Genomic DNA, 23,894 nt, shown 5'->3' on the forward strand with positions numbered 1-23,894 from the left:
AAGTATGAGGAGGAAAAGATTTTGAAAAAAGTCATCGTGATGCTAATGGGGATTTTTTTGATTATGCAAGCAGGGGCCATTTCAGCACAAGCCCAAAAACCCGATTACGAAAAATACGGAAAGATTGCGATTACAATAGTTCAGGCAGATTATCCTGAAGTTGAGATTACCGATTACGAATATAAGGGCAGAAAAACAGTAGCGAAAAATTTAGTCGAAGACGATTTCAGATTTTTGGTCGAGAATAAAGGTCAGAAGTTTAATGTCATCGTGACTGTACAACATGATTTGAAAAATGAAAAATTACTTAGTTTGAAGGTCACGGAACAAAAAGGAAAGTGAGATCGGAACAACCGGAAAACTTAAGGGATGCATTACAGACATCTTCACCTCGAGAAGATGTTTTTTTCTGATTTTGTTTAAAGGTTGTTCGGGAAATGGTGGATATCGGATTAGCTGCCAGTGGGGAATGATGGCAGCCGTTCAGCTTCCATGAAGTTTTCATTGCATTTAGGAGCAGCTAACAAGTATAGTTAGTATCAGAATGAAAGAATAAGCTTGATTGTAGGGGTATTAGAAAATGAGAAAGTTTAAGAAAGTTTATGTGGAAATTACGAATATATGTAATTTGAAGTGTAATTTTTGTCCAAGCTCCAGTCTGCAAAGGACCCTGAAATTCATGGATCCTGAAGGGTTTACGGATGTTATCAAGAAAATCAAACCACACACCGATCATATTTATTTTCATCTGATGGGTGAACCGTTTTTAAATAAAAATTTGGGTACATTCCTGGATATCAGTGCTGAAAATGACCTGAAGGTTAATATTACAACGAACGGTACCTTGATTCAAAAGGTCAAAGACAAGCTGCTCTCCAAAAAAGCCCTTCGGCAGGTGAATATTTCACTTCATAGCTTTGAGGCAAACGATACGAGCAATAGTCTTGACTCTTATGTCAGTAATATTGCCGATTTTATTAATGAAGCAAATGAAAAAAGCGAAGTGATTTGTGCCATTCGTTTATGGAATATGGATACGGATGAATTAAAAGCGAGTAATGGCCTGAACGATGATATTCTGAGCATGCTGGAGGAGAAGCTTTCATTGGATATTCGCTTAAGTGAAGCTCTTCAGCAAAAGAATAATATAAAGTTGAGGGACAGGGTTTATATAAACATGGCCGAAAAATTCGAGTGGCCGGAATTGGACCGTGACATTATCGATGAAAATATTTTCTGCTATGCCCTTAGAGATCAATTAGGCATCTTGGTGGATGGTACAGTCGTACCTTGTTGCTTGGATAGTGAAGGCAAAATACCGCTGGGAAATATATTTGAAACATCACTTGAAGACATTTTAAATGGCGAACGGGCGAAAAATATGTATGATGGTTTTTCAAGAAGATGTGCAGTTGAAGAATTATGCAAACGATGTGGCTATGCAAAGCGTCATAAAAAATAAATGAAGGAAAACCACCGGTACATTTCGTGGTTTCAGACTGTAGACAAACTCGATGAAAACTCAGTTTGCCTACAGTTTTTTATTTTAAAATGTTCAGTTGATTTCAGAAATCCGCTCCCTTTCCGCCGACTGTCTTGGGCCGTTGACGCAGTTTATCGACCTAAACCACACCGTATTCGACCGTTGAGGCACAGTATTCGACCTACCCCGCACTGTATTCGGCCGTTTAAGTTCACCTCACTATTCGGACTCTGAACCCCATTTTGCCGCCAAACTGAAACCACGGAGTCCATCTCCGTGGTTTTTTGTGCTTGAAGCATTTTCTTCTTTTTTATTAAAAATTCAGAATATTATTGTTTTATTAAAAGTCCTGTGATAAAATACTCTCTATTATTGTTGAAGCGAAAACTTCATATTGTCATATAAAAAGTTTTGGATTCATATCTTGTTTCAGAGGGGATGTTTTATGGATTTACAGCAAAAAGTTAAAGAAGTATTCCCTGGTTTATCTACTGGTCAAAAAAAGGTAGCAAAATACTTGTTGGTGCATTCACATACATTTGCAGTCACTTCAGCTCAAAAGCTCGGAAAGGATATTGGGGTGAGTGAAACGACCATCATCCGCTTTTGCTATTCATTAGGGTTAAGTGGATATGCTGAGCTTCAAAAGCTTATTCGCAATCAGTTGATATACGAGAGCAGCAGTTTGAATGAATATCATTCTTCAAAACTTGAAGCCGCGAGTCAGCCAAACTTCATGGCTCAGGTGATGGGGCAGGATATCATCAGCATCGAAAAGACAATGAAAAATTTATCAAATGAAGATTTCTCCAAAACAGTCGATAAATTGGCGGCAGCTGACAATGTTTTAATATCCGGACACCGTTTATCATTTTCGGCAGCACATTGGTTAACCTTTACGCTTAGGCTTGTTAGGGAAGAGGTTCATTTATATCGCCCTGATACTGATGATATATTTTTACTGTTGAATAAAATGACTGAAAATTCCGTTTTTGTGGCCATTTCATTTCACCGCTATGTTAAAGAGACTGTGAAAATAACGGAAATGGCCAAAAAAGCGGGTGCATTTGTAATTGGGGTTACGGATTCCGAACTGGCTCCGATTGCTGAATACACTGACATTTTACTGCCCATTTCAACACCAAGGACTTCCACGATCGATACCGCACCGGTTTTATTCTCATTATTGAATAGTTTAGTAGCTGGTGTATCGATTAAGGACGAACAGGGTTTCAAAGAAAGAAAAGCTATATATGATGCGTTTAATCAAGACGATTATTTCTTTTAAGGTAAAACTTCCACCAGTTTGGGGAACAAGCCGATTAAACCGGGATACAAGGGGGAGACAGAGATGGATATCACACAATCTATCGAAAAATTAAGGCCGCGTATACTCGATATCTTTGACCATTTACACGCAAATCCTGAAACGAGTTGGAATGAAGTGAATACGACAGCTTTCATTTCAAATATCTTAACGGAGAATCAGTGTACGGTGAAAACATTCGAGGACTGTACAGGAGTGATTGGGGAAATCGGGGATGGGAATTTTACGGTCGGGTTACGATCGGATATCGATGCACTTTGGCAGGAGGTGCATGGCACGTTTCAAGCCAATCATTCGTGTGGACACGATGGTCATATGACCTTGGCACTTGGAGTATTCCTGGTATTGAGGGAAATGGACTTCCATCCTAGCGGGAAGCTGAAGTTCATTTTTCAACCTGCCGAAGAAAAAGGCACGGGCGCCTTGAAGATGATTGAAGAAAAGGTATTGGATGATGTCGATTTCCTTTATGGAGTGCACTTAAGACCGGTTGAGGAAGTGAAGGATGGGCAAGCGGCACCAGCCATTGTGCATGGAGCCGCTCAGTTCATTAAAGGTGAAATAGCGGGAACTGATGCGCATGGAGCCAGACCGCATCAAGGGCAAAATGCCATCGAGATAGGAGCGGCATTCATTACTTTGTTAAATGGTATCCATCTCAATCCGTCCATCCCTTATTCCGTAAAAATGACGCAGTTTTTTGCTGGCGGCGAAAGTTCCAATATCATCCCGGGGAGAGCCACTTTTTCCTTGGATTTAAGGGCACAGGATAATGCAGTGATGGAAGAGCTCACCAAAAAGGTGGAAAAGGTTGCAGAATCTTTGGCCATTGTCCATGGAGTCGAAATGAAACTCGAACCGGGAACCTGTGTTGCTGCAGCAACCGTGAACAATCAAGCCCAGGAAATAATGTCTGAAGCGATAGCCGATACACTCGGGGAAAAAAATCTGGTAGCGCCTGTCATTACAACCGGGGGAGAGGATTTTCATTTTTATACGTTGAAAAGACCTGAACTCAAAGCGACGATGCTTGGATTGGGCTGTGATTTGGCACCAGGGCTCCATCATCCGAACATGACTTTCAACAAAGATGCTTTGTTATCGGGAATTGAAATCCTGGCCAAAGCCATCATACTGACTTTCGAGAAATATGGGGATGGGGGCCACTTACATGACTGATGAATTAATTGTTAAATCCCTATCCACATTAGAGGATTTACAAGAAGTGCAGCGACTGGAAGCCCTCGTATGGGGTATGGATTGCGTTCCCATCCATCAGACGATTACGGCAGTCAAAAATGGCGGGCTTGTTTTAGGCGGCTATATCAATGGCCAGTTAGTCGGGTTTCAATACAGTTTCCCGGGATTCAAAGACGGAAGGGTATATCTTTGTTCACATATGTTAGCCATCCATCCGGACCATCAAAAGAAGGGCTATGGCAGATTACTTAAACTTGCACAAAAAGAAGAAGCACTAAAAAAAGGCTACGACTTGATCACATGGACGTATGATCCATTGGAAAGTGTGAATGCAAACTTGAATATCGGTAAGCTAAAAGCTGTTTGCTCTACATATATGGAAGATTGTTATGGAAATATGAAGGATACCCTCAATGAAGGACTGTCCACTGATCGATTCATGGTGGAATGGAATATACGGCAGGAAGCAAAGGAAGAGACTCCGCTTCCTGATGAAGCCATACACCTCGTAACGACAGCAATGAATGACCAAGGCTTTCCTTACATCAAGGATTATCATTTCGAAACCAATGCCGAGGTGATCGCCATACCCATTCCGACAGATATTCAACAAATCAAAAAAGCTGATCTTCGCCTTGCGATTGATTGGCGGTTAAAAACCGGTGAATTATTCAAAGCCTTTTTTGCCAAAGGATATGTTGCAACCGGGATCGAACGGGAAAAAGGTAAAAACATTCAAAACTATTTATTAAAAATACAAGAATAAGAGGGGATTTGGGATGAAAATAACAGAAGTGCGTTTACGTCATTTAAATATGGATTTGGTAGCTCCCTTTACAACAAGCTTTGGAACGTTTGTGGATAAGGAGTTCATTCTTGTGGAAGTGAAAAATGGAGAAGGGCTTTCGGGCTGGGCTGAATCTGTGGCGTTTTCAGCACCTTGGTATAACGAAGAAACCATAAAAACCAATTGGACCATGCTGGAGGATTTCCTGATTCCGCTTGTATTGGATAAAGAAATAGAGCATCCTCGTGATGTATCGGATATGTTCTCGCATATTCGTAAAAATAATATGTCAAAATCGGCAATCGAGGGAGCCATCTGGGATTTATATGCGAAAGAAAAGAATATTCCATTAAGTATGGCTTTAGGCGGAAAACTGGAAAAAATCGATGTTGGAATCAGCATCGGCATCCAAAAAACGGTACCTGAATTACTGGCGAAGATAGAAGCTGGATTGAGGGATGGGTATAAAAGAATCAAAATGAAAATACAACCAGGATGGGATGTAGATGTAATCAGGGAAGTACGCAATCGTTATCCCGATGTTCCGATCATGGCAGATGCAAACTCCGCTTACCGGCTGAAAGACATCGAATTACTGAAACAACTTGATCAATTTGATTTAATGATGATCGAGCAGCCCTTGTCATCAGATGATATTGTCGATCATGCCACATTACAAGCGGAAATCAAAACACCGATTTGCTTGGATGAAAGTATACATTCCGTCGAAGATGCAAGAAAAGCCCTTGAATTGGGAAGCTGTAAAATCATTAATATTAAAATCGGCAGGGTTGGCGGTTTAACGGAAGCAATGAAAATACATGAATTATGTAAAGAAAGGAATGTACCTGTTTGGTGTGGAGGCATGTTGGAATCTGGTGTCGGGCGTGCTCATAATATCGCTTTGACAACACTTGATAACTTCACGATGCCTGGTGATACGGCAGCATCCGCGAATTATTGGCATAAAGACATCATCCAACCAGAGGTTACAGTGGAAGATGGTGTCATAAACGTCCCAAAGGCGGCAGGCATTGGCTATGAAGTCGATTATGCTGCGATCGATGAATTCACTTCCTATAGTAAAAGATATCCTAATAAATAAGAGTAAGAATAAAAGAACTCCCGGCTTCATGGACATCGGCCCGTTAACTTGAAGCTGGGAGGCTATTAAAGAACAGGATCATGATGAAGGGGAAGATATTTCTTTTAACTTAAATTGTCAGAATAATCATATAATTAGGGTGGTATTTGATATGAAAAATAGTATAAATCTAGCAGGAGCATATATTGGAATCATCATTGGAGCAGGTTTCGCTTCAGGACAAGAAGTATTACAGTTCTTCACGAGTTTTGGAATCTACAGTGTATTGGGAATTGTGGTGGCGACAGCTTTATTCGCGTTTTTAGGCATGCAAGTTACCCAGCTGGGGAGCACTCTCCAAACACGCTCCCATAAAAGCATCATCGATCATATTTGTGGCCGCTATATAGGCAGGGTGGTCGATATTATCATCACATTTTTCTTGTTTGGCGTTACAGTCATCATGATTGCCGGTTCCGGAACGATTTTTGAGGAACAATTCGGGATTCCAAGCATTGTCGGTGCAATCGTCATGACGGTACTCACGATTGGTACGCTTTTACTTAATGTTAATAAAATAATGTCCATCATTAGTGCCGTCACACCGTTTTTATTTGTTATCATGATCATTATTTCAGGTTATTCATTTTTTACATCCGATCTAAGTTTCAATCAAATCATTTCATCTTCAAGTAAAGGAACGGCTGCAACCGAGAATTGGATGATGGGTTCATTACTTTATGTTTCATATAATATGACTGCCGGAATAGCCATGCTAGCCGTAATGGGTGGGACCTTCAAGAATAAGAAAGAGGCTGGTATGGGAGGAATTCTAGGAGGGATCGGTTTAGGGATCCTGCTATTCTTGATCAATTTGGGGATGATGTCCGACTTGAAGGGCATAGAAGGCTCAGGAATGCCTACCCTTCATTTAGCGAATCAGATTTCACCATGGTTGGGATATATCCTATCAATCATCCTTTTAGGAATGATTTATAATACCGCTGTCGGGATGCTGTATGCGTTCACCGCCAGGTTGGTGCCTGCCGAAACAAAACGCTTTAAAATATCCGTGATTATAGTCGGCATCCTCGCTTTCCTTGCAAGTTTCGTTGGCTTTATTAAATTGGTTGGGACGGTATACCCTGTCACAGGATACTTAGGTTTTGTCATCATTGCAGCGCTCATCATTTCCTGGATCCGTTCAAGAACGAAAAAAGAGGCTGTGAAGACGGAATTCGCGAAATTTTAATTTCAAAGGGATTAAGTGCAGAACTGCACGAAACTTTTGGCCTGGCATCTTCTATATGGAGGTGTTTTTTTTCTGTTATCGAGGACCTTTCTCATGATCACGGCATTTTTCCTCCTTTTTTTCATACATTAGTTTAAAGGCGAAAGACAAGGGGGATATCGGATGAATGAAGCGGAGCAAAAGGCTCTGGAATATGCCATTAGTGAAATTACCGAAATAGCAACAGGGTTCGGGTTGGATTTTTACCCGATGCGTTATGAAATTTGCCCTTCAGAAATCATTTATACATTTGGTGCCTATGGGATGCCTACCCGTTTTTCTCATTGGAGCTTTGGGAAGCAATTTCATAAAATGAAGCTGCAGTATGACTTTGGATTAAGTAAGATCTATGAACTGGTCATTAACTCTGATCCTTGTTACGCTTTTCTGCTGGACTCCAATTCACTTGTACAAAATAAATTGATTGTTGCCCACGTTTTGGCGCATTGTGATTTCTTTAAGAATAATATACGTTTCAATAATACTAAGAGAGATATGGTAGAAAGTATGTCGGCAACGGCAGAAAGAATCCGTGAATATGAAATCCTGCATGGCAAAAAGGAAGTGGAAACCTTCCTTGATGCACTTTTAGCCATTGAAGAACATATCGATCCGTCGCTGATGAGACCAAAGCTTGCCTGGACGATGGAGGATGAGGAAGAAGAAGAGGAAATAAAACCGACAGCCACACAATATGATGATTTATGGGACCTTGATAATAAAGATAAACCGAAGAAATCCAACATTAAAAAAAGAAAAAAATTCCCGCCAAGGCCTGAAAAGGATATTATGCTTTTCATAGAACAGTACAGCAGGGATTTAACCGATTGGCAACGGGATATCATGACGATGATCAGGGAAGAGATGCTGTATTTCTGGCCGCAGCTGGAAACGAAAATCATGAACGAAGGCTGGGCATCCTACTGGCATCAGCGCATAATCCGTGAATTGGATCTATCCTCAGGGGAAGCCATTGAATTCGCGAAACTGAACGCAGGGGTCGTTCAGCCATCACGGACCAGTATCAATCCTTATTATCTCGGCTTGAAAGTGCTTGAAGATATTGAAGAACGCTATGATAATCCAACCGAAGAAATGATCAGGCTGGGCGTCAAGCCTGGATCTGGCCGGGAAAAGATGTTCGAAGTCAGGGAAATCGAATCTGATATTTCCTTTCTCCGCAATTATTTGACGAAAGATCTGGTCATGCGGGAGGATATGTACTTATTCCAAAAGCAGGGCAAGGATTATAAAATCGTCGATAAGGCATGGGAACATGTTCGTGATCAACTCGTCAGTATGAGGGTTAACGGCGGTTTCCCCTATATCACAGTAAACGATGGGGACTTCATGCGCAATGGGGAACTTTATCTAAAGCATTGGTATGAAGATATTGAACTGGATCTGAAATATCTCGAAAAAGTCATGCCATATATCTATCAGCTCTGGGGCCGCCCCGTGCATATGGAATCAGTCATGGAAGGAAAAGAAGTCCTGTTTTCCTATGATGGAAAAGGTATTCACCGGAAATATTTATAAAGCTGAAAAAACTGCCGGTCACTCGGCAGTTTTCTTGTTTTTGTCTCATAAAGATATACGGAAGAGCGCCTACTTCTTACTGGCAACAGGCTACGAACAAGTCCGTTCCGTGGTGGCTTATCTGACAGGGGATGTCGAGGGGGCAAAGGAAGTGCGCTTGCAACTTCCTGAAACAGGAGTTTGCAGTGTGAATCTGGCATCTAGTTCCTACGATTCTGATATTCCTCCAACTGAAACAAACAATAGTTCTTGCTGTGGCAGTCCTGTTTCAGTGAGATTGGAAATAAAAATTAATTCCTGTTGTAAATAAAATAGAAGACCAGTCTGAAACCAGGCTGGTCTTTTTATAATTTCTTCGGGTACTATTCAGGGCTGCCGTTGCAATCGCTTTATTCGGAGTTATTGTGAAGCCCGTTTTTAAGAAGAGTATGAAAATTATTGCTGAATAGTTAATGCTTGATTAAATAAGAATATGCTTATACAATGATGGTGAATAATCACATAAGCATATACTTATTTACTTTGTGCTAGGAGGGATGAAAAGCTATGAATGAAGCGTTGGATTTGGAAACCACGGCAAACATTCTTAAATTACTAGGTGATAAAACCCGTTTGACCATGATTAAGATCATGGCTGAGCATGAATGCTGTGTCTGTGAATTTGTGGACCTATTCGAGATGAGCCAGCCCGCTATCAGCCAGCATTTACGAAAGTTGAAAGATAGCGGGATCGTGAATGAAGCGAGGAGGGGACAATGGGTTTTTTACTCGTTAAACCCGTCTTCTTCCCATTACACATTTATTCAGACGGTCATCAAGGACTTGCCAAGTCAAAACTTTAAATTAGAAAACTTAACAGCACAAGGAAAACGGATTTGTTGTGACTAACTAGGAGGTACTACTTCAGTGGGATCAGTTATTTTGGCAGTTATCATCTTTTTATTAACACTCATTCTCGTCATCTGGCAGCCGAAGGGATTGTCAATCGGATGGTCAGCTTGTGGCGGTGCGGTTTTGGCCTTACTTGTTGGAGTGGTGGACTTTACTGATGTCATGGACGTGACATCGATAGTCTGGAACGCGACACTCGCCTTCATCGCGATCATCATCATCTCGCTTATTTTGGACGAGATAGGATTTTTTGAATGGGCAGCGCTGCATATGGCGAGAGCCGCCAAGGGAAATGGAGTAAGGATGTTTGTCTATGTAAGTATCCTTGGTGCTCTTGTGGCTGCCTTTTTTGCAAATGACGGAGCCGCCCTTATCCTCACACCAATCGTATTAGCAATGGTTCGGGCATTGAAATTTAGTGATAAAATGATTTTCCCTTTTATAATGGCAAGTGGGTTCATTGCTGATACAACCTCACTGCCTTTAGTGGTGAGTAATCTTGTAAACATTGTATCTGCAGACTTTTTCAATATCGGTTTTGCCGAGTTTGCTTCTAGAATGATCGTACCGGACATCTTTGCACTTATTGCAAGCATCTTGGTTTTATATATATTTTTCCGTAAAAGCATACCGAAAAATTATGATGTATCACAGCTTAAAAAACCAGCGGAAGCCATTCAAGACCACAGGATGTTTAGGCTGTCCTGGATCGTATTAGGAATATTGTTGGTTGGTTATTTTTCCAGTGAATTCATTGGGGTTCCTGTATCCATCATTGCAGGCATTGTCGCCATCTTCTTCCTCATGATGGCTAGAAGGAGTCCAGCGGTCAACACAAAAACCGTTATCAAAGGCGCACCATGGGCAATCGTCTTTTTCTCAATTGGTATGTATGTAGTGGTTTATAGCCTGCGAAATGTTGGCTTGACGAATGTATTAACGGATTTAATCCAAGTTACCGCCGATCAAGGATTATTTGTAGCAACGATTGGGATGGGCTTCATCGCCGCCATTCTGTCATCACTTATGAATAACATGCCAACCGTTATGATTGATGCCCTTGCCATTTCCGACACCCATACAACAGGCGCAATCAGGGAGGCCCTTATTTATGCAAATGTCATCGGTTCGGACTTGGGCCCGAAAATCACTCCTATCGGTTCTTTGGCTACGTTATTGTGGCTGCATGTCCTTTCATTAAAAGGCGTGAAAATCTCATGGGGAACTTATTTTAAAACGGGAATCATCTTAACCATCCCAACATTGTTCATCACATTGGTCGGCTTATATATATGGCTGCAAATCATTCATTAAACATTTACTACAAACAAAGGAGAGAAACAGCATGGCTAAAAAAACACTTTACTTCCTATGTACAGGGAACTCTTGCAGAAGCCAAATGGCTGAAGCATGGGGGAAGAAATATCTAGGTGACGAATGGCAAGTGATTAGCGCAGGAATCGAGGCCCATGGGTTAAATCAAAAAGCTGTAAAAGCGATGAATGAAGTTGGATTGGACATCTCCAATCAAACATCGGATATCATCGACCCTGACATATTGAATAATGCCGATTTTGTCGTTACATTATGTGGTGATGCGGCAGACAAATGTCCAATGACGCCAAAGCATGTGAGACGTGAACATTGGGGCTTTGATGACCCGGCAAGAGCGGAAGGAACAGATGAAGAAAAATGGGCTACCTTCCAACGTGTACGTGATGAAATAGGAGAAAGAATTGCACGTTTCTCTAAAACGGGTGAATAAATAAAAATGAAACGCCTTGGGTGTTATAGGCGAACCAAAGACCATAAAGAAAGAGCTGCCATAATTGGCAGCTCTTTTCATCATTAAATCTTAATATCGACATTGGCATTTTTCTGAAGTTCTTCCACATGCTTCACAAGCTTTTCTTGTTTCTTTTGCTGCTCTAGTTGTTCCTTGATTTGCGGCTTCATTTCCTCGAGTTTCTGTACCTTCTGCCCGCTTGTTTTAGCTTGCTCTGCAACCTGGTCATAATACTTTTGGATTTCTTCATCAGTTGCTTCTTCCACTTTAATCTCTTTTTCAACGTACTTCGTATATGGGATGTTCTCTGCAATCTGAGCATTCAGCGTTTCCGAATTCAGGCCTGCTTGCTTTATCGCTTCCTTGAATTTCTCTTCACTCTCATATTGCTTTTTGATTTCGGCAAGTTGCTTATCAATTTCGGCCTTGGAAGCTGTGTAGCCCTTTTTATCAGCTGCTTGAAGCAGTAATTTTTGCCCCACTAAAGAGTTGAGCGTTTGCTCTTTAGTTTGTTTGGCTCCCTCCTTGGTTGTCGGGTCTTGTCCGAATTGCTGCATCTGCATTTGTGTGGTGGACAACACGGTATTATATTCCGCACCTAAAATTTTTTCGTCATTGACGATGGCCACCGTTTTCTTTTCATCCACCTTTTGCTTGTCTAGTTTCTTCTGCATTTCTTCCATCTGTTTTTGCTGTTCCTCAGTTGCTTTAGCCGTTTCTTTCTCAGTTGTTTTAGTCTCTTTCTCGTCATTTTTCTTATCAGCTTCATCGTTCGAACCACAAGCCGTCAGAACAACTGCCAATAATCCAATGATGATTGGGTACAATAGTTTCTTCATATTTCAGTCTCCTTTCGTATTCAATGCTAAAAAATCATCTAATGCGCATTATAAAGGAATTTCCCATTAAAACACAATAAATTCATTCTTTTTTTCCAGAAAACAGGAAGATAGTATAGGCATCATCTCATTATATAAGTGTAACATTCGCGGAAATGAACCAATTTACCCTTCGACATGAAATAAGCTTAAAAAATGCGAAGGCTGATACCTGGTGCAGTCAGCTTGAATTCATTCTCTTAATCACAAAACGTAACTACTGTAAATTGGTTTAGTAAAAAGAAAGAATCGTCAGAAGATTCTTGGATACTCTTCTAGGAATTAAGCGGTTTAAATCTCTACTTAATTTCCACAAATGTGTTTTCTTCATCGATAGATATCATCGGTTCCACCAGCATTTTGACAAAAAACTTAGTCGACAGAACCCTTGTAATAAGTAGTTTATTATAAATATACATTTGATTGAAAGCTTCCTGTAGGAGATTTTAGAGATATGTAAATCCCTCGATGAATCTCTTTTGAAAAGAAGTGAATATTTTCTCTTCCAGGTTAGTATTCAAAACATACAAAAACACATTTCCTTTTTCCTACAGAAAGCGGCTAACAATTTTACACGCAAGTTATTAATATAAAGACAAGGAAAAAATTCCCAAGAGACTAACTGATGATTTGTCAGCGCTCCATTACAGTTTGGTCCAAATAAAGGAGGATACAATTCATGGACGTGGTTGAGTAAGAGTGTAGATTATGTAAGCGCTCAAATAAATCAATACATCCTATGGGTTATTATCATTAATCTTTAAAATATATTCTAGGAGGACAATTGAATGAAAATAAAAAAGGCTCCCTTTCTTTCTTTATTAATGGTTGGTATTCTTGCTGTTGCTACTCCACTTGCTAGTGCAGCTGACAACAAGGCTAAAATGTTAGAAGTCCCTATTAAGGAACCTTCTGTTAATTTAATTTCAGATGTTGTTTACTCTCAGCAACCTATTTATGGTGATTCCAATGTTCCGCTAGAAATGGATATATTACAGCCTGAAGGTAAAAAACCACTTCCTGCAGTTGTATTTGTACCAGGAGGTGGATTCATGTCAGCTAATAACGATAAGTCTGTACAACAAAGAATGACCATTTCAGAGGCAGGTTACGTTGTCGCTAGTATTGAATATCGGGTTACGCCTCAGAGTACCTTCCCTTCACCACTTGAAGATGTGAAAGCGGGCATTCGCTACCTGCGAGCCAATGCTGAAAAATTTAATATCGACCCTAAGAATATCGTTGTAATGGGTAGTTCAGCTGGCGGATATCTTGCTGCGTTTGCTGGAATAACTAATGGTTTGGCGGAATTCGATAAAGGGGAAAATCTAGATCAAAGCAGTGATGTGAAAGCGGTTATCGATTTATATGGGCTTTCTGACTTAACGAGAGTTGGAGATGGCTTTTCAGAAGAGATTCAGGCCCTTCACAAATCTCCTTCCGCACCAGAAGGTATGTGGGTAAATGGACCTTCCGTAATGAGCCCTGGTGGTTCGATTTTTGATAATCTTGAAAAAGCAGCCAAAGCAAACCCCATCACATATATCACTAAGGATGCACCTCCGTTCTTAATCATGCACGGAGATAAAGATACACTTGTTTCACCAAACCAAACTGAAATATTACACGAAAATTTAATTAACAAAGGGGTTGATTCCACTTATTATGTTGTAAAAGGTGCTGGCCATGGTGGAACTCACTGGGTGCAACCAAAAGTCATGAAAATCTTGATTAACTTCTTAGATAAACACGTAAAAGGTAAAGAAAATAAAAAGAACTAAAGAGAGAAAAAAGAATTGAAGCTAAATCCTTCCGTGAATCATACGGAAGGGTTTCTTAGTGTGCAGTGGATTCCAATGGAAATCCGAAATTTTTATCTCAGTAAAACAAGAAACAAAAAGTCTGCAAAGGTCTTCTTCCAGAAAAGCTTTGCAGTCTATTTGAAATCAAACGAAAAAGTAGAAAGAAAAAACTCTACATAAACATTAATACGAAACTAACAAGCAATTTTCTAATGATTAGTAGACTCGGTAGAAGATACTGATAAGGCCATAACAAACAAGGCTAGTAGCCATAGGGGCTCGCCCTTTATAAATTGTTTAGAAATCGAAAGAGATTAGGATCAAGGGAGATTTGAAAACGGAGTTCCCTGCTTTTCTAAAACACTATAAATATTAGTCGAATGAAAACTGTGCAAATTAAATTAGCGAACGTCTTCTTTCTTATATATCACTAAGCTGTTTTACTAGTTGGATAGGTTGCACTATCCGAATAGACTACATAATAACTGAAAATAAACTTCTTTTTTCCTACATTAAGTGGCTAACAATCCTTACCGCCAGCTAATAAAATTAGATTACGGAAAAGTCAGTTACTTAAAAGGAGGGAAATGAGGTTACAAAAAAATGAAAGCGTTTCCTATTGGTGCAGGGTACGATTTGTTAAATGAAATCTAAATTTAAAGGGGGGCAATAATAATGAAGTTGATTAATCCAATGAAAGTAATTGACGGAAGCCGCATCCATTCATTCCATATTTGGCTTGTTTTCTGGCTTTTTCTCGTCATTTTGTTTGATGGATATGATGTTGTCATATACGGGGCTGTCGTTCCATCCCTTATTAAGGAATGGGGAATATCGGATGTTACAGCAGGTGCAATTGGTAGTTATACGGTAATGGGTACAGCGGCCGGCGCAATCGTATTCGGGTTACTTGCAGACAAATTGGGCAGGAAGAAAATTATCTTGTTGACCATTTTCCTCTTCAGCTTTTTCACACTGCTATCTGGGTTCGCGAATGGACCGACAATGTTTATAATTTTTCGGGTCATTGCAGGTATTGGCCTAGGGGGAGTCATGCCAAATGTTATTGCCTTGACCACTGAATTTGCACCTAAGCACATCCGTTCTGCTCTCGTGTCATTCGTTTTTTGTGGTTATTCGGTTGGAGCTATAGCAGCTGCACTTACAAGCCGGTCGCTTCTGCCGACTGTTGGCTGGGAGCCCGTTTTCTGGCTCGCGGGAATCCCTCTTTTGTTCTTTCCATTGTTAATCAAAGTCATACCGGAATCTGTTAGCTTTCTAATTCAAACTGGTAGAGTGGAAGAAGCCAAGAGAGTTCTTGCCAAGATTGATCCTACAATAAACGTGAAAGAGGCAATAGAACTTAAGAAACCTGATGAGAGAACACCAGGTTCACCTGTTATAAAATTGTTTGAACAAAAACGTGCAATAAGCACCGTAATGTTCTGGATTTCCTGCTTCAGTGCATTTATTTTGATTTACTCGATGAATACATGGCTTCCACGCCTTATGATGCAGGCTGGTTATGACCTTAAATCAAGCCTCACCTTTATTGCGGTCATGCAAATCGGAGCTATTGTAGGGACCATCGTATTTGGCCGATTGGTGGATAAACTGGGCTTTAAGAAAGTACTTGTTCCCCTGTTTTTCTGTGGTGCGATTGCCCTGTCGCTCATTGGCTTCACGAACAGTCCATTTATCGCATATGGCCTGATTTCAGTAATAGGTGCTGCATCGGTGGGTGTACAGAATATGTCAAATGCATTTGTTTCACAGTATTATCCTACTGAAATGCGTTCTACGGCCCTAGGCAGTACCATGGCTTTTGGACGTATGGGGGGGATAGTGGCTCCAACATTCGTAGGTATTCTTCTTACAATGAACTTGCAGCCCCAGTATAACTTTGCAGCAATTGCAAGCGCCGCTGTGCTTGGGGGATTCGCGATGCTGTTCGTTCAGGAGAAGCATGGTAATTATAATAAGGAAGCGGACAAACCTGAATCGGCAGAAGATCGTTTGAATGCCGCTAAATAATATTAAATCCCGATGAGATACTCTCTTCGGGATTTACGACTGAGAGGAAGGAGAAGAGGAAATGAGCATAAACCTGAAGCATATTTTTACGGCAAACATACATGTGGACGATCCTATTGAAGTAGGGGATGTGGGAACGGGTATAAGAAGAATCATTCCTATAACGGGTGGAACGTTTTCCGGACCTGGGATAAAAGGAATTGTTTTACCTGGTGGCGCGGATTACCAGATGATTCGATATGACGGCATGACGGAGGCGCTTGCCCATTATACGATTCAAACAGAGGAGGGGGTGCTAATTTATGTTGTGAACAAAGGTTACCGGCATGGCCCCAAAGAAATTATTGACCGTATCATCCAAGGGGAAGAGGTTCCAATTGGATCTTATTATTTTAAAACGGCTCCCTTGTTTGAGACCGGGAGTGAAGAATATGCTTTTTTAAATCGAAATATTTTTGTAGGAGAAGGCATAAGAAGACCTTCTGATGTGCAGATGGAATTTTATCAGGTACTATGATTTTTGGTTTTCCCTCTTTCATTATGTGTTTCTTCATTTACAATAGGATTAGGGAGAATTAGGAAGGAGGGAAGGGTTTTGTCTAGCAGTAAAAGAGAGAAATTAATGAGAAAAGTAGATAACCATTTGCGAAAGACATCACGTTATCTGATTAAGATTGACACCGAAGAAGAGGCACTGCAGTACTTGACCGATTCCTTTCGTTCTGAACTATACTGCGATTTTGTTGGTGTCGTGTTAGAAGAGGGCGGGCAGCTTTTACCGAAAGCGTGGAGCGGCAACATACCTTCTGTAACCGAGGCATTTCCATTTTCCACAGATGACTGTTCCTCCAAATTATTTCGTCAAAGTATGACGTATAAAACAGCGGAAGTGCCGGAAAAATGCCATATGGCAAAAGTATTGAAGAAGGCCAACATTAAAACATGGTTTACTGTCCCCCTCAAAGACGACATTCACCATTTTGGCTTCTGCATAGTTGGTTTCTTAAGCTTCGTCCCGCTTTTGGATATGGAAGTTCACTTTGAGGAATTTGGAAAGGACATGGCAGTTGCCATGGCAATGGCGAGGGAAAAGGAAACACAGCTGAAAAAAATAGAAGGCATTGAATGGATTAGCAAAAACCTCTCACTCGATGCGCCTCTTGAACAGCATATCGCCGAACTGACGTCTAGGGCAGGAAAAGGGACCAATGCCGATTTTGCGTGCATTTATTTATATAATGAAAAAGAAAACTGTTTTGTTTTCCAACAACCTGCTTACGGGAAGATGGAATACGCACACAAAATCATGATCCAAGACAATTATATGCTGAAAGACTACTTTCCCTTTCTGGAAACACCTGGTGGGAATCAGCTAACGATTCCTCTTTTCAATGATCTGAAACCAATAGGAGTCCTGCATGTTGGGAACGAAGGGACAGGTGTATTCTCAGAAGATGATTTGAGAATGTTGGAGCTGTTGTCCAAACACGTTGCTGCTTTGCTCGAAAATGCTCGTTTATATCATAGCGAAAGAGATCATAAACACAGGCTTCAATTTCTTTTGGATTCTCAGCAAGCGCTTGTAAAAGAAACCGTTGAAGTTGACAATTTTGATGGCATCACAACCATGCTCGGCGGAATATTTCAAAGTTCGGTCATCTTATTTGACCGGTTTATGCGGGAGTTATCAGTTCTCGACTATGGACATGAAGGTGGTCCGCTATATACACATCAGTTGGCTGAAAGAGCAAAGGAGGAACTTGGTAACCAAAAAGGGAACGAGCTTATCACTATGCAAGATCCCACTAGCGCAGACTATTATTTTTCATTCTGGCCAGTTAGTGGCGGTGGCAATTTACTTGGCTACCTAGCCATTCGCAGGTCTGGTGTAGAGATGGATGAGTTCGACCGTCTGACGGTAGATTTAGCTCGGAATATTTGCTCAATCCAGTTTATAAAGCAAAAGCTCGTCCTAGATGCAAAAGAACAGGCAAAGGATAGCTTCATTAGCAAATTGCTGACAGAAAAAATTGATAATGAAGAAAGCATTATCCAATATGCAAACTTATTTCAATGGGACCTGTTCAGCCGCCATCGGTTGGCTGTTTTGTCCATAGAGCTTGATGGAAGTGAAATGGAAGGAAGCAATCTTCTTGAACAGCAGACGAAAAAAACGCTTGTTTGGGATTCAATAAAATCTCATCTGTCGGAGCTCGATCGTACTTTTATATCTGCATCACATGACGAAAAGTTTGTTCTACTTGTTTCAACTGAAATGGAAGGGGATAAGCCGAAAGAGTTTTGGGCCACGCTATTTGAAAGTATTCAGCGCTGGGCCGCGAAGGGATCTATCGAATGTAAAGTACTGATGGGGATCGGGAGTGAAACGGAGAATATCCAGGATTATTATGTGAGCTATCAGCAGGCCGTTCAGGCATTGAATATAGTAAGTAGTAGGTTTGAAAACACTGGTTATTCACTTTTTAAAGACCTCGGTTCCTATACCATTCTCCATCACTTGGGTCATTCAACTGCCATTGATTTATTTGTGAAGAGTCAACTAGGGCCTCTTATCAAATATTCAGAAGGGAAAAACATCGATTTGTTCAATACTCTCCATGTTTTCCTTCAAAATAACGGGAATGTAAAAGGCACGGCTGAAGAACTCTATATTCATCGGAGTTCCCTCATATATCGGCTTGAAAGGATCGAATTGCTTCTGGATGCCGAATTAAATGACGCTGAAGTCCGGTTCAATTTGATGATGGCATTAAAGCTTTATGATATGAATGGTGGACTTATCTAAAACAGCCTTTATAGGCTGTTTTTTTATCCTACAAAATAGCCGAAGTAATTATAGTTTTTTCCCTCATTTTGTAGGTACAAACCTAAGATTACCAAGGTTATAATTAATTTACAGAATATTGATAATTTTATATAGTCGGGAGATGGAGAGATGGCAATTCAAACAATTGGGGTAGTTGGTGCAGGTTCAATGGGTTCAGGCATAGCTAATCTAGCGGCAATGAATGGGTTTACCGTTATCTTGTGTGACATTGAAGACAGCTATTTAGAAAATGCAATAAAACGTATTGGAAAGTTTATGGATAAAAGTGTTGCAAGGGGAAAAATGACCGAAAACCAAAAACAGGAAACGCTTGGACGCATCCAAACCACGACGCTCCTCGAAGAAATGAAAGACGCGGACGTGGTGATTGAAGCCGTTCTGGAAGACCTTAATCTAAAAAAGGAAGTGTTCTCTGCACTCGACCAAATCGTTCGTGAAGGCGTGATTCTGGCAACTAATACATCATCGATGTCGATTACAGAAATTGCAGCAGCGACACAACACCCGGAACGGGTGGCTGGTATGCATTTTTTTAATCCGGCACAATTAATGAAACTTGTAGAGGTGGTTCGTGGATATCAGACAAGCGATGAAACTGTAGAGGAATTGAAAGCGCTCTCTAAACAGCTGACCAAAGAGCCGGTCGAGGTGAAAAAAGATACGCCGGGATTCATTGTCAATCGGATCATGATTCCACAGTTTATCGAGGCGATCAAGCTGCTTGAAGAAGGCGTGGCTTCTGCTGAAGATATCGATAAGGCCGTTACGCTAGGCCTGAACTATCCTATGGGTCCATTCACACTGCAGGACTTTGCGGGTGTGGATATTGGGTACCATGTGATGGAGTATTTCAAAGAGGAATTCAACGATGATCATTTTGCTCCCCCTCTTCTTCTGAAACAGCTAGTCAGGGCGGGGAGACACGGTAAGAAGACAGGCGCTGGGTTTTACGACTATGAATACTAAGAATGGGGTTGAATTGAATGTATAAATTTTTATTGTGTGAAATCGAAGATAAAATCGCGGTTGTAACCATTAACCGGCCGCCCGTCAATCCATTGAATACAAAGGTATTCCAAGAGCTTTCAATCGTATTTGATGAGCTTGAAGCCAATGAAGATGTTCGAGCGATTGTCCTTACTGGCAGCGGAGAGAAAGCATTCGTTGCAGGAGCTGACATCAATGAAATGGCAAGTCTTGATCTTGTCGGAATCAATATGATGAACAAGACATCCAGAACGGTATTTACGAAAATTGAGAATGTGACAAAGCCGGTCATTGCCGCGTTGAATGGAATGGCGCTGGGTGGGGGTCTCGAGCTCGCGCTTGCCTGTGACCTGCGTATAAGTTCCGATCGTGCGAAGTTTGCTTTCCCGGAAGTTGGCCTCGGTATCATTCCAGGGGGAGGCGGTACCCAGCGGCTACAGAAGATCGTCGGACAGGGTGTTGCCAAAGAACTGCTTTATTTCGGCGATATGATCGATGCGCAACGGGCATTGGATTTGCATATCGTCAATAAATTGGTCGCAGCTGGTGAGGTGCTGGAGACAGCGAAGGAATGGGCCGGGAACTTGGCAAAAAAACCACCAGTTGCTCTTCAAATGGTGAAGACTGCAGTCAATGCAGGAGGCAATACTGACCTTGAATCGGGTTTGATTATCGAAAGCGTTTGCTTTGGCAATGCATTTTCAACGGAAGATCGGAAAGAAGGGCTTAAGGCTTTCGTTGAAAAAAGAGAACCAATTTATTCAGGAAGATAAACAATGAAGCAACACTAGATAAGTAAAACCCATAAACGTAGATATGAAGGCAATTAAAGAGGTTTTCAACTGTAGATTCCAGGACATTTAATGGTGGTAGCTAGGAACATGAGGCAAAATGATACGCCCAAAACTACGAGTATTGATTATCAGGTTTAAAAAATAAAAAATTAAAATGAGGTGAATGAAGTGAAGGAAATCTTATTGTTAGAAGGAGCAAGGACGCCATTTGCTGAAATTTCCGGATCATTCCGTGATATCACAGCAACGGACTTAGGCGTCTTTGCCGCAAAAGAAGCCATACGGCGAGCCAAAATTTCTGGTGAAGATATCGATCAAGTTGTATTCGGGAATGTGCAGCAATCAAGCAAAGATGCCCATTTGCTGGCAAGACATGTTGGGTTAAAAGCTGGTACCCCGATTCACGTCCCTGCATTGACCATTAATAGACTGTGTGGAACGGGTGTTGAATCTATTTTAACAGCGGCGCGTTACATTTTAACAGGAGAAGCGAATGTCATATTAGCAGGTGGAACTGAAAGCATGAGTCAGGTACCGCATGTAATTCGCGGAATGAGATGGGGAAGTCAACTAGGGGCGCCTGTTGTAGAAGACTGGGTATGGGACGGGCTATACGATACTTATGGAGAATGTACAATGGGTGAAACCGCTGAAAATTTGGCTGCCAAATATAGTCTGTCCAGGGAAGAAGTCGACCAGCACGCTCTCGCAAGCCATGAACGTGCCCTTGCTGCAAGAGAAAAAGGCTATTTAATTGAAGAAATTGTACCTGTTAAAGTGAAAGGCAGAAAAGGCGATAAAGTCATAGAAGACGATGAACACATTCGGGAAACTAGCATGGAACAGCTTGGGAAACTGAAGGCGAGATTTGTTGAAAACGGAGTAGTTACACCAGGTAATGCGAGTGGCATGGTTGACGGAGCGGCGGCAGTCATTGTCGCCTCAAGTGACTATGCGGAAGTAAAAGGACTGAAGCCGATTGCTCGACTTGTTTCCTGGGACGTAGTCGGAGTAGAGCCAAAGTACATGGGGATTGGACCTGTTCCGGCCATTCAAAGTGCATTAAAAAAAGCTAGCTTAACAATCGCAGACTTAGATCTGATTGAAATCAATGAAGCATTCTCAGCTCAGTACCTTGCTTGTCAAAAAGAATTAGGCTTTGACCTTGAAATAGGAAATGTAAACGGTGGGGCAGTTGCAATGGGGCATCCGCTAGCAGCGAGCGGAACAAGAATCGTAACCGCACTCATTTATGAATTGAGAAGACGCAATAAAAAATATGGGGCAACAGCTGTTTGCATTGGCGGAGGTCAGGGAATTGCGGCAATTTGGGAAGCGTTATAAAGTTGTGATTTATAGAACCGTATAATCAAAGTTTAAGGCAGTCCTTTTCCAGGGATTGAAAGGATTTTGTGTACAAATGACGAAATAACTGATGAAAATGCGGATTCCATAACGAGGCGTTCATGCTGAAAATAGAAGTTAATGTAGGCTAAATGGTTCAGTTAAAAGGGAAAACAAGTTTCTGGTTAGAAAAATCACATTTAGTGGCAGGAAAAATGGCGAGATTTTTAGAACCATACGGGAGCGAGTGAGTATATGGAAAAGGATCAGAATCTTTTGACAGTTTACGGCTTATTGGAGCGTGCTGTTTCAGCTAATGGGGATAAAGAAGCGATATATGATTTGAAGAGACGGGTCTCCTACCATGAAATGAAAAAGGATGTGGAACGGTTTGCCGGGACTCTCTACAATCTGGGCATAAAAAAAATGGACCGGATTGCTGTGTCATTGCCCAACTGGTATGAAACAGCGGTTATATTTTTTGCTGCAGCCAAAATTGGGGCGGTGATCGTCCCCTTTAACCATAAATATCGAACACATGAAGTCGAATACATCTTAAAGAATTCCGAGCCGAAAGCGTTGATAGTGACGGAAGAATTTGATCAAAACTTTGGGTTAAAAGAAGCGCAGTCGATTGTGCCGTCATTGATCTCTGTACGGTTTACACGGGATGGCCTCCATCCATATGAGGACCAAACCTATGGTGATGTCATGGAAGCGGAAATTGATGTAAATAACGATCTATTTTGTATTTTATATACGTCCGGGACAACCGGCGTGCCAAAAGGCGTTATGATCACGCATAGAGGTGTGGTACAATCCGCGAATACATTGGCAGGGGAACTTAGATGTACTGAAGAGGACGTTTTTGTTGTATCAGCGCCGCTGTTTCATATCTTTGGCATGGCATGCAACTTGTTTTGCGGCGTATCCGCCGGGGCACGAATGGTGTTACAGGAAAAATATCATCCCCGTGAAACTCTTAAACTGATTGAACAAGAAAAAGTTACGATAAAGATGGGTGTACCGACAATGTTCATTAAAGAAATGGAACTGGATGATTTTGATAGTTACGACTTGTCGACATTGCGTACAGGCATGGTGGGATCTGCTCCAATTCCACCAAGTAAAGTCAAGGAAATACGAGATCGCATGGGCATAAAACTTTGTCAATCATTTGGGATAACGGAAACGGTTACGGTTACATTGACTCCTTATTATGATGATGAACAGAAAATAACGAAGACACTAGGAAAACCGATTCCTGGGGTTGAGTTGAAAATTGTTGATGAAAACCGGCTTGAAATCCCATTAGGGGAAACAGGAGAGATAGCCCTCAAAAGCTTTGGGATAATGAAAGGCTATTACAAAATGCAAGAACATACGGACGATGTTCTAGATCGGGAAGGATGGTTCTATACCGGTGATCTAGGTGTGCAGGATGAAGAAGGATATCTGCATTTTGTAGGCAGAAAAAAAGAAATGATAATCCGTGGGGGCTATAACATATATCCTCAGGAAATTGAAAGTGTGCTGACCAAACATCCAAACATAATGGTTGCTGCAGTCGTGGGCATTCCAGATGAAGTGCTTGGTGAAGTGGTGTGCGCGTTCATTCAGCTAAAAAAAGGAACAGAAATTTCAGAAGGTGAAATTAAAGCCTTTGTAAAGAAACAAATAGCAAATTATAAAGTCCCGGAAAAACTCATGTTCATTGAGGATTTTCCAATGACGGCTAGCGGAAAAATCCAAAAATCGAGACTTCTTGATCAGATGGATGCGAAGGTCAGTCGTCCAGTCTGAAATTGAAAGGAGCATA

Annotated in this window: 20 protein-coding genes and 1 pseudogene; 20 read left to right on the top strand and 1 reads right to left on the bottom strand. The window is 41.2% G+C overall.

Going from position 1 to position 23,894, the window contains the following annotated elements:
* Positions 1-21: 21 nt before the first annotated feature.
* From ACIROD_RS11635 to arsC, 12 genes and pseudogenes are all read left to right on the top strand, one after another.
* Complete coding sequence (locus ACIROD_RS11635; RefSeq protein WP_230177204.1) at positions 22-342, top strand: DUF3889 domain-containing protein; 321 nt, start codon at positions 22-24, stop codon at positions 340-342.
* Between the two features lie 238 nt (positions 343-580).
* Positions 581-1,462, top strand: coding sequence for a radical SAM/SPASM domain-containing protein (locus ACIROD_RS11640; RefSeq protein ID WP_101224318.1), 882 nt, complete (start codon positions 581-583; stop codon positions 1,460-1,462).
* 466 nt (positions 1,463-1,928) lie between these two features.
* Positions 1,929-2,771, top strand: coding sequence for a MurR/RpiR family transcriptional regulator (locus ACIROD_RS11645; protein ID WP_101224317.1), 843 nt, complete (start codon positions 1,929-1,931; stop codon positions 2,769-2,771).
* A gap of 63 nt (positions 2,772-2,834) precedes the next feature.
* Positions 2,835-3,989, top strand: a complete 1,155-nt coding sequence (locus tag ACIROD_RS11650; protein ID WP_402940920.1) for a M20 peptidase aminoacylase family protein — start codon at positions 2,835-2,837, stop codon at positions 3,987-3,989.
* Positions 3,982-4,776: a GNAT family N-acetyltransferase gene (locus ACIROD_RS11655; RefSeq protein WP_402940923.1), complete on the top strand. Its 795-nt coding sequence runs from the start codon at positions 3,982-3,984 to the stop codon at positions 4,774-4,776. Before ACIROD_RS11650 ends, ACIROD_RS11655 begins: the two co-directional genes overlap by 8 nt.
* 13 nt (positions 4,777-4,789) lie before the next feature.
* Positions 4,790-5,902: an o-succinylbenzoate synthase gene (gene menC, locus ACIROD_RS11660; protein ID WP_402940926.1), complete on the top strand. Its 1,113-nt coding sequence runs from the start codon at positions 4,790-4,792 to the stop codon at positions 5,900-5,902.
* 151 nt (positions 5,903-6,053) lie between these two features.
* Positions 6,054-7,133, top strand: a complete 1,080-nt coding sequence (locus tag ACIROD_RS11665; RefSeq protein WP_402940929.1) for a YkvI family membrane protein — start codon at positions 6,054-6,056, stop codon at positions 7,131-7,133.
* A gap of 162 nt (positions 7,134-7,295) precedes the next feature.
* The gene (locus ACIROD_RS11670) at positions 7,296-8,711 is read left to right on the top strand and encodes a SpoVR family protein (RefSeq protein ID WP_101224313.1); all 1,416 of its coding nucleotides are present in this window, start codon (positions 7,296-7,298) and stop codon (positions 8,709-8,711) included.
* Between the two features lie 50 nt (positions 8,712-8,761).
* Positions 8,762-9,021 (top strand): annotated as a pseudogene (locus ACIROD_RS11675) (flavoprotein); the annotation flags it as partial.
* Positions 9,022-9,257: 236 nt separating this feature from the next.
* Positions 9,258-9,599, top strand: coding sequence for an ArsR/SmtB family transcription factor (locus ACIROD_RS11680; protein ID WP_101224312.1), 342 nt, complete (start codon positions 9,258-9,260; stop codon positions 9,597-9,599).
* Positions 9,600-9,617: 18 nt separating this feature from the next.
* Positions 9,618-10,916, top strand: a complete 1,299-nt coding sequence (locus ACIROD_RS11685; RefSeq protein WP_230177208.1) for an arsenic transporter — start codon at positions 9,618-9,620, stop codon at positions 10,914-10,916.
* A 31-nt stretch (positions 10,917-10,947) separates the two neighbouring features.
* A complete protein-coding gene (arsC, locus tag ACIROD_RS11690; RefSeq protein WP_402940934.1) occupies positions 10,948-11,367 on the top strand; it encodes an arsenate reductase (thioredoxin) in 420 nt (139 codons plus the stop codon).
* Between the two features lie 83 nt (positions 11,368-11,450).
* Here arsC and ACIROD_RS11695 read toward each other — a convergent pair whose 3' ends face one another.
* Entirely contained in the window at positions 11,451-12,227 is a 777-nt protein-coding gene (locus ACIROD_RS11695) for a SurA N-terminal domain-containing protein (RefSeq protein WP_402940937.1), read from the bottom strand.
* Positions 12,228-13,054: 827 nt separating this feature from the next.
* Here ACIROD_RS11695 and ACIROD_RS11700 point away from each other — a divergent pair.
* From ACIROD_RS11700 to ACIROD_RS11735, 8 genes are all read left to right on the top strand, one after another.
* Positions 13,055-14,047, top strand: a complete 993-nt coding sequence (locus ACIROD_RS11700) for an alpha/beta hydrolase fold domain-containing protein (RefSeq protein ID WP_402940940.1) — start codon at positions 13,055-13,057, stop codon at positions 14,045-14,047.
* A 696-nt stretch (positions 14,048-14,743) separates the two neighbouring features.
* Positions 14,744-16,102, top strand: coding sequence for an MFS transporter (locus tag ACIROD_RS11705; protein ID WP_340874911.1), 1,359 nt, complete (start codon positions 14,744-14,746; stop codon positions 16,100-16,102).
* A 61-nt stretch (positions 16,103-16,163) separates the two neighbouring features.
* Positions 16,164-16,619, top strand: a complete 456-nt coding sequence (locus ACIROD_RS11710) for a DUF3237 domain-containing protein (RefSeq protein WP_402940944.1) — start codon at positions 16,164-16,166, stop codon at positions 16,617-16,619.
* A 78-nt stretch (positions 16,620-16,697) separates the two neighbouring features.
* Entirely contained in the window at positions 16,698-18,908 is a 2,211-nt protein-coding gene (locus tag ACIROD_RS11715; protein ID WP_402940947.1) for a helix-turn-helix domain-containing protein, read from the top strand.
* A gap of 150 nt (positions 18,909-19,058) precedes the next feature.
* The gene (locus tag ACIROD_RS11720; protein ID WP_402940950.1) at positions 19,059-19,916 is read left to right on the top strand and encodes a 3-hydroxyacyl-CoA dehydrogenase family protein; all 858 of its coding nucleotides are present in this window, start codon (positions 19,059-19,061) and stop codon (positions 19,914-19,916) included.
* A gap of 17 nt (positions 19,917-19,933) precedes the next feature.
* The gene (locus ACIROD_RS11725; RefSeq protein WP_230177216.1) at positions 19,934-20,710 is read left to right on the top strand and encodes an enoyl-CoA hydratase/isomerase family protein; all 777 of its coding nucleotides are present in this window, start codon (positions 19,934-19,936) and stop codon (positions 20,708-20,710) included.
* A gap of 189 nt (positions 20,711-20,899) precedes the next feature.
* Positions 20,900-22,075 (top strand): acetyl-CoA C-acetyltransferase, encoded by a 1,176-nt coding sequence (locus tag ACIROD_RS11730; protein ID WP_402940954.1) that lies wholly within the window; start codon positions 20,900-20,902, stop codon positions 22,073-22,075.
* Positions 22,076-22,330: 255 nt separating this feature from the next.
* The gene (locus tag ACIROD_RS11735; protein ID WP_402940957.1) at positions 22,331-23,878 is read left to right on the top strand and encodes a class I adenylate-forming enzyme family protein; all 1,548 of its coding nucleotides are present in this window, start codon (positions 22,331-22,333) and stop codon (positions 23,876-23,878) included.
* The last annotated feature ends 16 nt before the right edge of the window (positions 23,879-23,894 follow it).

This window comes from Peribacillus sp. NPDC101481, assembly GCF_044767165.1.
Classification (GTDB): domain Bacteria; phylum Bacillota; class Bacilli; order Bacillales; family DSM-1321; genus Peribacillus.